The organism is Pseudomonas sp. TS_SC_3, from assembly GCF_056156225.1.
Genome location: NZ_CM149586.1, coordinates 1,705,575 through 1,717,124, shown reverse-complemented (window position 1 = coordinate 1,717,124; position 11,550 = coordinate 1,705,575). Strand labels below are relative to the sequence as shown.

General features: G+C 57.8%; 11 protein-coding genes and 1 pseudogene. 6 read left to right on the top strand and 6 right to left on the bottom strand.

The genetic code is table 11. The features are described 5' to 3' along the window. Positions 1–40: 40 nt before the first annotated feature. Positions 41–811 carry a CHAD domain-containing protein gene (locus AC0J6G_RS08260; RefSeq protein ID WP_475253009.1) on the top strand — a complete coding sequence of 257 codons (771 nt, stop codon included), beginning with the start codon at positions 41–43 and terminating at the stop codon, positions 809–811. 111 nt (positions 812–922) lie between these two features. After that, positions 923–1,720, top strand: a complete 798-nt coding sequence (locus AC0J6G_RS08255; RefSeq protein ID WP_475253007.1) for an acyl-CoA thioesterase — start codon at positions 923–925, stop codon at positions 1,718–1,720. 18 nt (positions 1,721–1,738) lie between these two features. Here AC0J6G_RS08255 and AC0J6G_RS08250 read toward each other — a convergent pair whose 3' ends face one another. From AC0J6G_RS08250 to AC0J6G_RS08240, 3 genes and pseudogenes are all read right to left on the bottom strand, one after another. Then, a complete protein-coding gene (locus tag AC0J6G_RS08250) occupies positions 1,739–2,494 on the bottom strand; it encodes a methyl-accepting chemotaxis protein (RefSeq protein WP_475253649.1) in 756 nt (251 codons plus the stop codon). 114 nt (positions 2,495–2,608) lie between these two features. Then, a pseudogene (locus AC0J6G_RS08245) lies at positions 2,609–2,770 on the bottom strand (HAMP domain-containing protein); the annotation flags it as partial. A 632-nt stretch (positions 2,771–3,402) separates the two neighbouring features. Further along, positions 3,403–4,227, bottom strand: a complete 825-nt coding sequence (locus AC0J6G_RS08240) for a TatD family hydrolase (RefSeq protein WP_475253005.1) — start codon at positions 4,225–4,227, stop codon at positions 3,403–3,405. A 235-nt stretch (positions 4,228–4,462) separates the two neighbouring features. Here AC0J6G_RS08240 and AC0J6G_RS08235 point away from each other — a divergent pair, with 235 nt between their 5' ends. Together AC0J6G_RS08235 and AC0J6G_RS08230 are read left to right on the top strand one after the other, a co-directional pair. Beyond that, positions 4,463–5,848 carry an MltF family protein gene (locus AC0J6G_RS08235; protein ID WP_475253003.1) on the top strand — a complete coding sequence of 462 codons (1,386 nt, stop codon included), beginning with the start codon at positions 4,463–4,465 and terminating at the stop codon, positions 5,846–5,848. 123 nt (positions 5,849–5,971) lie between these two features. Beyond that, entirely contained in the window at positions 5,972–6,406 is a 435-nt protein-coding gene (locus AC0J6G_RS08230; RefSeq protein ID WP_475253001.1) for a DoxX family protein, read from the top strand. Between the two features lie 164 nt (positions 6,407–6,570). Here AC0J6G_RS08230 and AC0J6G_RS08225 read toward each other — a convergent pair whose 3' ends face one another. Next, complete coding sequence (locus AC0J6G_RS08225) at positions 6,571–7,434, bottom strand: universal stress protein (RefSeq protein WP_475252999.1); 864 nt, start codon at positions 7,432–7,434, stop codon at positions 6,571–6,573. A 261-nt stretch (positions 7,435–7,695) separates the two neighbouring features. Here AC0J6G_RS08225 and AC0J6G_RS08220 point away from each other — a divergent pair, with 261 nt between their 5' ends. Further along, positions 7,696–8,301 carry a MiaE family protein gene (locus tag AC0J6G_RS08220; protein WP_475252997.1) on the top strand — a complete coding sequence of 202 codons (606 nt, stop codon included), beginning with the start codon at positions 7,696–7,698 and terminating at the stop codon, positions 8,299–8,301. Positions 8,302–8,339: 38 nt separating this feature from the next. Here AC0J6G_RS08220 and AC0J6G_RS08215 read toward each other — a convergent pair whose 3' ends face one another. Together AC0J6G_RS08215 and AC0J6G_RS08210 are read right to left on the bottom strand one after the other, a co-directional pair. Next, the gene (locus AC0J6G_RS08215) at positions 8,340–9,062 is read right to left on the bottom strand and encodes a UDP-2,3-diacylglucosamine diphosphatase (RefSeq protein WP_475252995.1); all 723 of its coding nucleotides are present in this window, start codon (positions 9,060–9,062) and stop codon (positions 8,340–8,342) included. Next, positions 9,059–9,553, bottom strand: a complete 495-nt coding sequence (locus AC0J6G_RS08210) for a peptidylprolyl isomerase (protein WP_475252993.1) — start codon at positions 9,551–9,553, stop codon at positions 9,059–9,061. Before AC0J6G_RS08210 ends, AC0J6G_RS08215 begins: the two co-directional genes overlap by 4 nt. Positions 9,554–9,858: 305 nt before the next feature. On the opposite strand from AC0J6G_RS08210, the gene AC0J6G_RS08205 reads away from it, so the two are divergent. Then, a complete protein-coding gene (locus tag AC0J6G_RS08205) occupies positions 9,859–11,523 on the top strand; it encodes a glutamine--tRNA ligase/YqeY domain fusion protein (RefSeq protein WP_475252991.1) in 1,665 nt (554 codons plus the stop codon). Positions 11,524–11,550: the final 27 nt, after the last annotated feature.

Below are 11,550 nucleotides of genomic sequence, written 5' to 3'. Positions count from 1 at the left end.
TGGCGCGTAAGCTGAGGGGCGATTTCACAGGAGTGAGGCGATGCACGGCTTGATTAATGAAGTCCCACAGCACGTATTGCGCATACAGGTGCGTGTGTTTGCCTGCCGCGAGCGCCTGCTCGCGGGCACTGACGATGAGGCGCTGCATGACCTGCGCATTGCTTTACGGCAACTGCGCAGCCTACTGCGACCGCTGGCTGCAATCCCGGCGTGTGCTGATTTGCAACAGCGCGCGGCTGAGTTGGGCCGCTTGACCGGCCCGCTGCGCGACCTTGAGGTGCTGCACGGTTACTTGCGCGAGCAAGGGCTCGAAAGCGCCGCACAATCACGTCAGCCACTGTTGCTACAGGGTTATAGCCAACTGCTCGGCAGTGCGCCGTTGGCGCAGTTGCTCCACGCTCTGGATACCTGGCCACAGGAGTGGCGAGACGCAGCTAGCAATGGACAACTGAACGACCTGCAAAAGCTGATCAGGCAGCGCTTGCGTAAGGACCGCAAGCGTTTGGCGCAGGCGCTGCTTGATCCCGCCCACGACCGTCATCGCCTGCGCTTGCTGGTCAAGCGCCTGCGCTATGCCGCCGAAGCCTATCCGCAGTTGGCGAAAATGTCCGGGCACACTCGTATACAACTCAAGCAGGCGCAGTCGGCGTTAGGCGACTGGCATGACCATTGGCAGTGGCTGCTAAGTGCTGAGGCTGATACGGATTTACAGCCTTGCGTGCCGGCCTGGCGAGAAGCGATGCAGAGTGCCGAGCAGCAGGCCGATCTGGTCCTGCAGGCATTGACCGCAGGTTTTGCTCGCACTCAGTAACTGAGTTGGCTGAAAAGTCGTTATACCTTCGGCTTGTTTGGCTGAAATGTCGTGTCATCGCTGCCTGCCTTTGCCCTAAGATCACCCGCGTGTTTAGTGCGTGAGGTGGTTATGGGTTTTTCCGAGTTGCTGCAAGCTGTACGTGATAATCCGCAGGCCGTGCAAATTCCTGCGCAGTGGGGGCAGGGCCGCGCGAGCTTTGGTGGCCTGGTGGCCGCATTGGTGTACGAGGCCATGCGTGCCCATGTGCCAAGCGGTCGCCCGCCACGTTCTCTGGCGATTACCTTCGTTGGCCCCGCCGCGCCGGATGTGCCCGTGAGTTTTGAGGTGGAAGTGCTGCGCGAAGGTAAGGCCGTCAGCCAAGTGCTGGGCCGCGCCGTGCAGGATGGTCAGGTGGTGACCATTGTGCAGGGCAGCTTCGGTGCAGGGCGTGAGTCACGTATCGCCGTACAGGCCGAGCCGGCGCCACCCGCAAAGGCGGTGGAAGATTGCCAGGAGCTGCCGTACATCGCCAATGTCACACCGGAATTTACCCGTTACCTGGCGATGCGCTGGGCCTTCGGCGGCATGCCTTTCAGCGGTAATACCTCCCGGGAAATGGGCGGCTGGGTGCGTTTACGTGATCAAGCCAGCGTCGAACCGGCGAATGAGGCTCATCTGCTGGCCCTGGTTGATGCCTGGCCGCCAGCCGTTTTGCCGCACTTGAGTGCGCCGGCACCGGGTAGCTCGTTGACTTGGACTATTGAGTTTATTCAGCCTATCAGCACCCTGAACACCCAGGATTGGTGCCTATACCGTGCGCAAATTGAACATGCCCGTGATGGCTACGGGCATGTTGCTGCCGCGCTTTGGTCGCCTGCCGGTGAGTTATTGGCCATTAGCCGGCAGACGGTGGCGGTATTTGCCTGACACTGTTTGATGCGTCGGTTAAAGCTTGAGCTGACGGATTGCCTTGTTCAGCTCTCCAGCCAGGTTGGCCAGGTGGGTGCTGGTCAGTGCTGACTGGCCGGTCTGGCTGACGGTTTGCTCGGTGACATCGCGAATGCGGATCACCGCACGGTTCATCTCTTCGGCCACTTGGCTTTGTTGTTCGGCCGCCACAGCAATCTGCGTATTGCTTTCACGCATGTGCGCCACGGACTCGGTGATAGCAACCAGGGCTTGCCCGGCTTCATCAGCTTGCTTCACGCATTCATCGGCCTTGATCGAGCTGTCCTGCATAAACTCCACTGCGTCACGGGTGCCACTCTGCAAGGTATTGATCATCTTGGTGATGAGGTCGGTGGAGTCCTGAACGCGCTTGGCCAGGTTGCGTACTTCATCGGCGACTACGGCAAAACCACGGCCCATTTCCCCGGCACGCGCCGCTTCGATTGCCGCGTTCAGTGCGAGTAGGTTGGTTTGTTCGGCGATGCCATGAATCTCACTGACCACACCGCCGATCTTCTGGCTGTCGGCCGCCAGCTGTTCGATCATCACTGCGGTTTGCTGCACGCCACTGGACAGCCCGGAAATCGACAGGGTCACGCGGTTAACGGCTTGCTGACCGCCGCGCGCCAAGTGCTCAGCGTTTTGTGATTGATCGCGGGTGTCGGCGGTGTGCTCAGCAATGTGGTGCACCGTGGCGGACATTTCGTTAATCGCGGTGGCCGCTTGTTCGGTTTCGCTTTGCTGTTCGAGCATGCCCTGGCGCACATCGCGCATATTGCCCGCCAAGCGTTCGGCGCCTTCATCCAGCTGCGCCGCTGATTGCGCAACAATACCGACCACCCGCTGGTAACCGGCTTGCATGGCATTGAAGGCGCTGGCCATCTGGCCCACTTCATCTTTGCAATCGAGAGGGACTCGGGCGCTGAGGTCACCGCTTTTTTCCACCTGCAGCATCACGTCTTTGAGGGTGTTGAGGTGGCTGAGGAGAAAGCGAATCAGCAATTGTGAGGCCGCCAACAGCAGCAGCATCAACAGTGCAACGACCCAAGCGTAGCTGGGTGCACGATCGAAGAGTACGTCAGGCAAGCTCGGCGCCGAAGCGGTGATGGCCAGACGCTGACCGTCTTCACGCACGATCACTTGCGCCCCGATCAGCCCGCCACTGCCGTTTAAATCAACCCAGCCCCGCGCGTTGAGCAAGGCGTTACCTTGGTTATCCGGCAGGCGTGGCGCCTGGTCGGCAGCAACGCTCAGCAGGTTGTTACTGCGCGGTAAGGCTTGGTCCTGCGGCCATTGGCTCAGGAGTTCGGCCTGTTGTTGAGCGGCCTGCTTGGCGGCGTCATGAAGCGATTGTTGTTCCAGATGCAAGGCATAGAGCACCAACAGCAGGGTGGTGAAGAAGGCCACGGCGTTAACCGCCCAGAACTTGTATTTCAGGGAAAGGTCGCTAATCCAGTGACTCATGCACATCTCTTCCTTGCGCAGGTTGAATGCCTAATATTCAGATCTGTTGCGTTATCGAACATGTGTACTCGATAAGCCTTCTATCGGCTGAAATGCCATTGGGTTTAGGCCGATGGTGTGCAGCGCGTTTGGCAAAGTGCCAGCAGTATCGAGTAAAGCCAATAAATCCCCATTGATCCTTATCAACACGCGTCGATTCAAACCGGTGATTTAGCGCTGCTGATGCTCGGCAGATTAAAGAACGCCTGTGCGCTGGCGCTGCTGTGAGCCGCGACTATGTGCTCGGTTTCGCCGCGATGCAGGGCCACCTCACGCAGCACCTCAACCAGAAAGGCCGGTTCATTTCGACCGTTTTTCGGTTTTGGCCGTAGGCTGCGGGGTAACAGGAAGGGCGCGTCGCTTTCCAGCATCAGGCGGCCCATGGGGATTTCCTTAACCAACGGGTGCAGGTGGCTGCCACGGCGTTCATCGCAGATCCAGCCCGTGATGCCGATGTGCAGGTCCAGGTCTAGGTAGTTGAACAGCGCGCGTTTTTCCCCAGTGAAGCAGTGCACCACGGCAGCCGGCAGCTGGTCACGGTAATGGCGCAGGATGGCCAGCAGGCGTTCATCGGCATCACGCTCATGCAGGAAAACCGGCAGTTGCAGCTCCACAGCCAAGGCCAGCTGCTGCTCCAATACCTTTTCCTGTTGCGCGCGCGGGGAGAAATCACGGTTAAAGTCCAAACCGCATTCGCCGACGGCACGTACTCTCGGGTCTGTCAGTAGCGCTTTGAGTTCGTTGTAGCTGTCGCTGTTCCAGCTGCTGGCATCGTGAGGGTGAATGCCGGCAGTGCTGAACAAACGTTCAGCGCTCGCATCCAACTGCTGGCACAGGGTGAGTGCATGCTGACTTTCCGTCAGGCTGGTGCCGGTCAGCAGCATTTGTTGGATGCCCGCTGCATAGGCGCGAGCGAGCAGGGCTTCACGTTGTTCGGCAAAGCTTGGGTGAGTCAGATTGACGCCGATGTCGATGAGTTGCATGGTGCTACCTGTTGGATGGTTTAGCGAGCATAGCAGAGCTATTTTCAATAGAAAAAAGTCAATAAATACAAAGATTTAAAGCATTTACATGATGTCCTGTGTAATTGTCGGCTGGCATCCATGGATGGGCTGTGCGAACCTCCGCGCCCCGCGCGAGTGGTCAGTTGTTGTGTACGCAGCCTGTTTAGGTGAGCCGTTGTACTGATCGGTCGGGCAATTCTGCTCTGGAGCTTTGATGGTACGAGTGCTGCTCACCTGCTGCCTACTGCTGCTGTCCTGCACAGCAGTGGCGCGCTTGGCTGGGCCGCTGGAAGTTGAGCAAGCCAAAGCCGCTCGTGACCTAGCAAGCATTCGTAGCAGTGGTGAGTTGCGGGTGCTGGTTAACCAAAGCCGCAACAGTTCCGGTGAGGTGAAGGGCCAGAGCATTGGTGTGGAATACCAGCGCATGCGCGCCTTTGAGCAGTACCTCAACCGCAACGCGCGCGATGGCCGCACGCTCAAGCTCAAAATCATCCCCCGTGCCAAAGACCAACTCCTGGCTGCCCTGCAGCGCGGTGAAGGTGATCTGGTCGCCCCCGGTGAACTGCTGAACATACCGCGCGGTAGCAAACTTAGCGCCAGCAAGGCGATCCGCAGCGACGTGCCGTTGATCATTGTCGCCAAGCAAGGTAACCGGCGTTACCAAAACCTCGAACAACTTTCCGGGCGCAGCTTAGCGTTGCCTGCGGGCAGCGTGGCCGGGGAAGCCGTTCGGGCAGTCAACCAGCGCCTCATCGACAGTAAGCGTTCACCCATCATTGTTGAGTGGGTTGACCCGACTCTGGCCGTCGAAGATGTGCTGGAAATGGTTCAGGCGGGCATTTTCAGCGTTACAGCGGTCGAGCAACCGATCGCCGAGCGCTGGGCTAAGGTGATGCCCAAGCTGCGTCTGGATCGTCATCTGCAATTGGCGAACGATGGGGATATGCGCTGGTACGTGCGCCGTGACACCCCCATGCTGGGTGCGAGTATTGACCGTTTTCTCAAGGGCTACCAGGACCCTGCGGACCTCGATGCAGCGTTTCAGCGCGTTTACCGGCGCTTGTACAAAGTGCATTACCCGCTGGGGCGCGCCGAACGCCAGCGTTTAGAGAAAGTGCGCCCCGTGCTGCAACGCCATGCCAGCCAGCACAATTTTGACTGGCTGGCCCTAGCGGCTGTGGCCTTTAAAGAGTCGACCCTAAACCCGGCTGCGCGCGGCGCGGGTGGTGCGACCGGGCTGATGCAAATTACCCCGGCGGCGGCGCGCAGCGTTGGAGTTAGCAATATCGGTGTATTGGATAACAATGTGCAGGCCAGCGCGAAGTACCTGGCGATGATCCGTCGTAATTACTTCAACAGCCCGCAGCTTAACGAGCGCGAGCGCATGGCGTTTGTTCTGGCTGGTTACAACATGGGCCCGCAACGGGTGCAAAGCCTGCGTGCGGAAGCGCGTCGACGGGGTCTGAACCCTAATCAGTGGTTCTTTCAGGTAGAGCGGGTGGCAATGGAGCAGTTGGGCATGGGCGTGGTCAGCTACGTAAATAGCGTGAACAAGTACTACCTTGCCTATGACCGCGAGCGCTATTTACTCGAGCCCTAATCAACAGAATAACGATGGAAATATCAGTTATGTCGATCGTTTAAGGCGATTTATTGCGCTTTTAATATTGGCTTATTCGTTTAGTCTGCCTGCCATTAACCCGCCCTACATGGACTGCTGAAGATGAATACGTTGATCAAATCCGTTGTTGCTACCCAAGCAGGCTATGGCCTGACCGTGCTGCGTATTGTCGCCGGCATTACCTTTGCCGCTCACGGCGCGCAAAAACTGTTTGGCTGGTTTGGTGGTTACGGCCTTGAAGGCGTTGGCCAATGGATGGAAAGCCTCGGTCTTACGCCGGGCTACCTGCTGGCGCTGATGGCGGGCAGTGCGGAGTTTTTCGGTGGTTTGGCGCTGATCATCGGTTTGCTGGCACGCCCAGCTGCTGTGGTACTGGCGTTGACCATGGTGGTGGCCATTGCCACTGTTCACTTAGCGAACGGTTTTTTTATGAGCAACAACGGCTATGAGTTCGCCCTGGCATTGCTGGCGATTAGCGTCGCGATTCTGATTGAAGGCGCCGGCAAGTTGTCGCTGGATAAGCGCATCGCCGGTTGAGCGATAAACGATCTGACACCCTTACATAAGCAAACGCTCCGACTGGTTCGGGGCGTTTGCGTTTAAGGCGAAGGACCCACTGTGCACACCGGGGTAGTGACTTAGTGTGTGCTGCAGCGGGATTTATGCGCTTGCCAGATGCTACCTACCTATTGGATGTGGGCTTAGCGTTGGGCAACCAGCTCTTCGAGGTGGGCGATAATGTCGTCCGGTTTGAGCACCAGGATGTCGCTTTCCAGCGAGTCAAGAACCACCTCGGCCGTATTGCCGATCAGTGCGCCGGAGAGGCCGGTGCGCGCTACGGTGCCGATCACGGTGACGCCTACTTTCAGTTGGCGTGCGAGGTGCGGGATCAAGGCATCAGCCGGGCCTTCGACGATATGCAGGCGGTCATCACTGATGTCGTACTCCGTCTGGAAGGCTTTGCATTGCTGGCGATAGCGCGCTTCGATGGTTTCCTTGAGTTGAAAGGTCGGGTCGGCGGCGGAGAGCATGGGCGCTGGATGAGCGCTGATCACATGCAGCTCTGCCTTGGCCAGGGTCGCAATGTCGTAGCCGTGGCTGACAATGCTGGTGTGCAGGGTACGGTGTTCGCCATCGGCATTACCCACATCAACGGCGGCCAAGATAATGCTGCCGGCCCAGGGTTTATCGGTTTTCACCATCAGCACTGGGGCAGGGCAGTGGCGCAGCAGCTTCCAGTCACCGGGAGTGAGCAGGGCTTTTTTAAGTGGGTTGTCAGGGAAGTGTTGTTTGATGACCAGGCCGCAGCCTTCAGCCTGTTGTGCATTGATGATGGTCTGGTGCTGGTTTTCATCCCAGGCCTGTTGGCTGGAGGTACTAAAGCCTTCGCTGTTAAGCAAGCTGGTGAGGTCACGCAGGTAATCGCTGTGGTCACTTTTTTTGTCGCACACCAGCAGGTGCAGGTGTGATTGAGTGACCCCGGCAATTAACTTGGCGCGTTTCAGGGCCAGGTTTTCTGCGTGATTGGGTTCCATTACCACCAAAATGCTGCGAATTGCTTGCATGATCATCTCCATGTGCTGTCAGTTTTACTGCTTATCACTATAGATCGCCGTCATTAGCCTGCTGCTTGATCGACGTCAATCGAGTGGCTGTTCGCGCGCTCATTCGTATAATGGCCGCGCTCTAGCCATATCATTCCCGCCTGCCTAGTTTTGTGAATTTATGTATCCGTTAGCTGAAACCCATAATCTGTTCCGTTGTTCTGTCCAGCTGCCTAAACCCTGCTCGTTTACCGGATGCAGCATTGTTGCGGACGTGTACCGATGAATCTGCCGGAAATTCATGATTTTCTCGGCTGTCGCACGCCAGATGCCTGGATCAGGGCTGCCCTGGCTGACCAGCAAACCCTGCTGATTGATCATAAAAACTGCGAGTTCAAGGCCGCCAGCACAGCGCTAAGCCTGATGGCCAAGTACAGCACTTATGTCGACCTGCTTAATGCCATGTCACGCCTGGCCCGAGAGGAGCTGGTGCACCATGAGCAAGTGCTGCGCATCATGAAACGCCGCAAAATTGGCCTGCGCCCAGTGTCGGCGGCGCGTTATGCCTCAGGTCTGCGCAAGGTAGTACGCACCCATGAGCCGTATAAATTAGTGGACACCTTGGTGGTGGGCGCATTTATCGAGGCGCGCAGTTGCGAGCGGTTCGAAGCGCTAGTGCCGCATTTGGATGAGGAGCTGGGGAAGTTTTACTTTGGCTTGCTGAAAAGCGAGGCGCGGCATTTTCAGGGTTACCTGAAGCTGGCTTATCAATACGGCGACGCGCGGGATGTCGAGCAGACCATCGTGCGGGTGAGGGCGGCAGAGCAGGAACTGATCGAGTCCCCAGACACTGAGTTCCGCTTCCACAGTGGCGTGCCAACTGCTTAAACAGCTCACTTACGGTTTGTGTGGGTTACGCAGGGGCGCTAAGTAAAGTTGAAAGCGCTCTGCTGGAAACCTTGCCGATCGACCTGCAGTGCCCAGCCCTGTTTGTCCCAATCACCCAGCACGATACGTTGCGCCATTTCACCCTTCACCGAGAGTTGGTGCGTGGCCGGGCGATGAGTGTGGCCATGAATCAGGGTGCGCACATGATGGGCGGCCATCACTCGCGGTACTTCATCCGGGGTTACGTCGACTATTTCGCTGGCCTTCATCCGTGTTTGCGTGCGGCTTTCATTGCGCAGCTTGCGCGCCAGTTTTTGTCGGGTGCTCAGCGGCAGGTTGCGCAGGATAAACAGCGAAATCGGGTGGCGCAGCCAACGGCGCAGTTTCATATAGCCGATGTCCTGGGTGCACAGGCTGTCGCCATGCATCAGCAATACGCGCTCGCCATTCAGTTCAATCACGCAAGGGTCGGGTAGCAGGGTACAGCCGGCTTCCTGGCAGAAAGCTTTGCCGATGAGGAAGTCGCGATTGCCATGCATCAGGTAAACACGCGTGCCGCGCTCGCTGAGTTGACGCAGGGCCTGGGCAATCGTGCGTTGAAAGGGGCTGATGGCATCGTCGCCAATCCACACTTCGAAGAAGTCGCCGAGGATATACAGCGCCTGGGCATGAACTGCGCGGGTTTCGAGAAAATGCAGAAACGCCCGACTAATGTCCGGGCGCTCCTGTTCAAGATGCAGATCGGAGATCAGTAAGATCACTCAACGATCTCGGCACGCTCAATGATTACATCGTCCACTGGCACATCCTGGTGGCCGGATTTGCTGGTAGTGGCCACAGCCTTGATCTTCTCAACCACATCCATGCCTTCAACCACTTCACCGAACACTGCGTAGCCCCAGCCTTGCACCGTCGGTGCGCTGTGGTTGAGGAAGCTGTTGTCGCCCACGTTGATAAAGAACTGCGCAGAGGCCGAATGCGGCTCCATGGTGCGGGCCATGGCCACGGTGCCAATTTTGTTGGCAACGCCGTTGTTGGCTTCGTTTTTGATCGGGGCGCGGGTGGTTTTCTGCTTCATGCCAGGCTCGAAACCGCCGCCTTGGATCATGAAGTTGCTGATTACGCGGTGGAATACGGTGTTGTCGTAATGACCTTCTTGGACGTACTGCTTGAAGTTGGCCACGGTTTCCGGGGCTTTGTCTTCGAACAGGTTGAGGGTGATAACGCCGTGGTTGGTGTGCAGCTTGATCATGTAGGTAATCGCTCTGTCGATAAATCCGTGAGCCGCTGAATTTCCAGCAAAGGGCGTTGCAGCGGTTCTTGGGCCTGTCAGGGGGTTGACAGCTTCGGCTATGATAAGCGCTTTGTATAAGACGGCCTACCCTGAGAGCCTGCCTACAACCTGCTGCGCATTGGCTAAATTGCGTTGAAAACCGCCGGGAATGTTCATTTGTGTGAATGAACGCCGCGTCCTTGGTCTTTCCGCCATCGTTTAGCCCTAGCTTGTAAGCGTTGTGAGCAGGCCCTGAATCGTGCCACGCACTCGCCAAGGACCCCATGAGCAAGCCAGAAACTGTCGCCGCCGCTAATATTTTTCGTCCCATCGTCCAGGCCGATCTGGATGCAGGTAAGCACGCGAAGATCATTACCCGCTTTCCGCCGGAGCCCAACGGCTACCTGCACATCGGCCACGCCAAGTCGATTTGCCTGAATTTTGGCCTGGCCAAAGAGTTTGGTGGTGAGTGCAACCTGCGCTTTGATGACACCAACCCGGCCAAGGAAGATCAGGAATACATCGACGCCATCAAGAGCGATGTACAGTGGCTGGGCTTTCAGTGGGCAGGCGAGGAGCGCTATGCCTCCAACTATTTCGACCAGCTGCATGACTGGGCCATTGAGCTGATCAAGGCTGGCAAAGCCTATGTCTGTGACCTGTCGCCGGAGCAGGCCCGCGAATACCGTGGCAACCTCACTGAGCCGGGCAAGAACAGCCCATTCCGCGAGCGCAGTGTCGAAGAAAACCTCGACCTGTTCGCCCGCATGAAAGCCGGCGAGTTTGCTGATGGTGTGCGCGCACTGCGGGCGAAGATCGACATGGCCTCGCCGAACATGAATCTGCGCGACCCGATCCTGTACCGTATCCGTCACGCGCATCACCACCAGACCGGTGATAAATGGTGCATCTACCCCAGCTACGACTTCACCCACGGCCAGTCGGATGCCATTGAAGGCATTACCCACTCGATCTGTACCCTGGAGTTTGAAGATCATCGCCCGCTGTACGAGTGGTTCCTGGCGCAACTGCCAGTGCCATCGCAGCCGCGTCAGTACGAATTCGCTCGCCTCAATCTGAATTACACCATCACCAGCAAGCGCAAGCTCAAGCAGTTGGTCGATGAGAAGCACGTTAATGGCTGGGACGACCCGCGCATGTCGACGTTGTCGGGCTTCCGCCGTCGTGGTTATACGCCAGCTTCGATCCGTGCTTTCTGCGACATGATCGGCGTCAACCGCGCCGGCGGCGTGGTGGATATCGGCATGCTCGAATTCGCCATCCGTGATGACCTGGATGCGAATGCCGGCCGCGCCATGTGCGTGCTCAAGCCGCTCAAAGTCGTGATCACCAATTACCCGCAAGGCCAGGTCGAAAACCTTGAACTGCCGCGTCACCCCAAGCAGGACATGGGCGTGCGTGTATTGCCGTTCAGCCGCGAAATTTACATCGATGCAGGCGACTTCGAGGAGGTCCCTCCAGCCGGCTTCAAGCGTTTGACCCCTGGCGGTGAAGCCCGTCTGCGCGGCAGCTACGTGATTCGCGCTGACGAAGCGATCAAGGATGCCGACGACAATATCGTTGAGCTGCGTTGCAGTTACGACGAAAACACCCTGGGCAAGAACCCGGAAGGCCGCAAGGTCAAAGGCGTGATTCACTGGGTGCCGGCGGCTGAAAGCGTCGAGTGTGAAGTGCGCCTGTACGACCGCCTGTTCCGCTCCGCCAACCCGGAGAAGGACGAAGACGGCGGCAGCTTCCTCGACAACATCAATCCGGATTCGCTGGTGGTGCTCACTGGTTGCCGCGCCGAGCCATCGCTGGCCGAAGCGTTACCGGAAGAGCGCTTCCAGTTCGAGCGCGAAGGTTACTTCTGCGCTGATATCAAGGACAGCAAGCCGGGCGCGCCGGTGTTTAACCGCACTGTGACGCTGCGCGATTCCTGGGCCTAAGGCTCAGTCGCTCTGATTAAAACCGGG

Bases quoted from the DNA above. Each gene is read 5' to 3' on its own strand.
- AC0J6G_RS08260 (WP_475253009.1), top strand. From the start codon at position 41: ATGCACGGCTTGATTAATGAAGTCCCACAGCACGTATTGCGCATACAG.
- AC0J6G_RS08255 (WP_475253007.1), top strand. From the start codon at position 923: ATGGGTTTTTCCGAGTTGCTGCAAGCTGTACGTGATAATCCGCAGGCC.
- AC0J6G_RS08250 (WP_475253649.1), bottom strand. From the start codon at position 2,494: ATGCTCGAACAGCAAAGCGAAACCGAACAAGCGGCCACCGCGATTAAC.
- AC0J6G_RS08240 (WP_475253005.1), bottom strand. From the start codon at position 4,227: ATGCAACTCATCGACATCGGCGTCAATCTGACTCACCCAAGCTTTGCC.
- AC0J6G_RS08235 (WP_475253003.1), top strand. From the start codon at position 4,463: ATGGTACGAGTGCTGCTCACCTGCTGCCTACTGCTGCTGTCCTGCACA.
- AC0J6G_RS08230 (WP_475253001.1), top strand. From the start codon at position 5,972: ATGAATACGTTGATCAAATCCGTTGTTGCTACCCAAGCAGGCTATGGC.
- AC0J6G_RS08225 (WP_475252999.1), bottom strand. From the start codon at position 7,434: ATGCAAGCAATTCGCAGCATTTTGGTGGTAATGGAACCCAATCACGCA.
- AC0J6G_RS08220 (WP_475252997.1), top strand. From the start codon at position 7,696: ATGAATCTGCCGGAAATTCATGATTTTCTCGGCTGTCGCACGCCAGAT.
- AC0J6G_RS08210 (WP_475252993.1), bottom strand. From the start codon at position 9,553: ATGATCAAGCTGCACACCAACCACGGCGTTATCACCCTCAACCTGTTC.
- AC0J6G_RS08205 (WP_475252991.1), top strand. From the start codon at position 9,859: ATGAGCAAGCCAGAAACTGTCGCCGCCGCTAATATTTTTCGTCCCATC.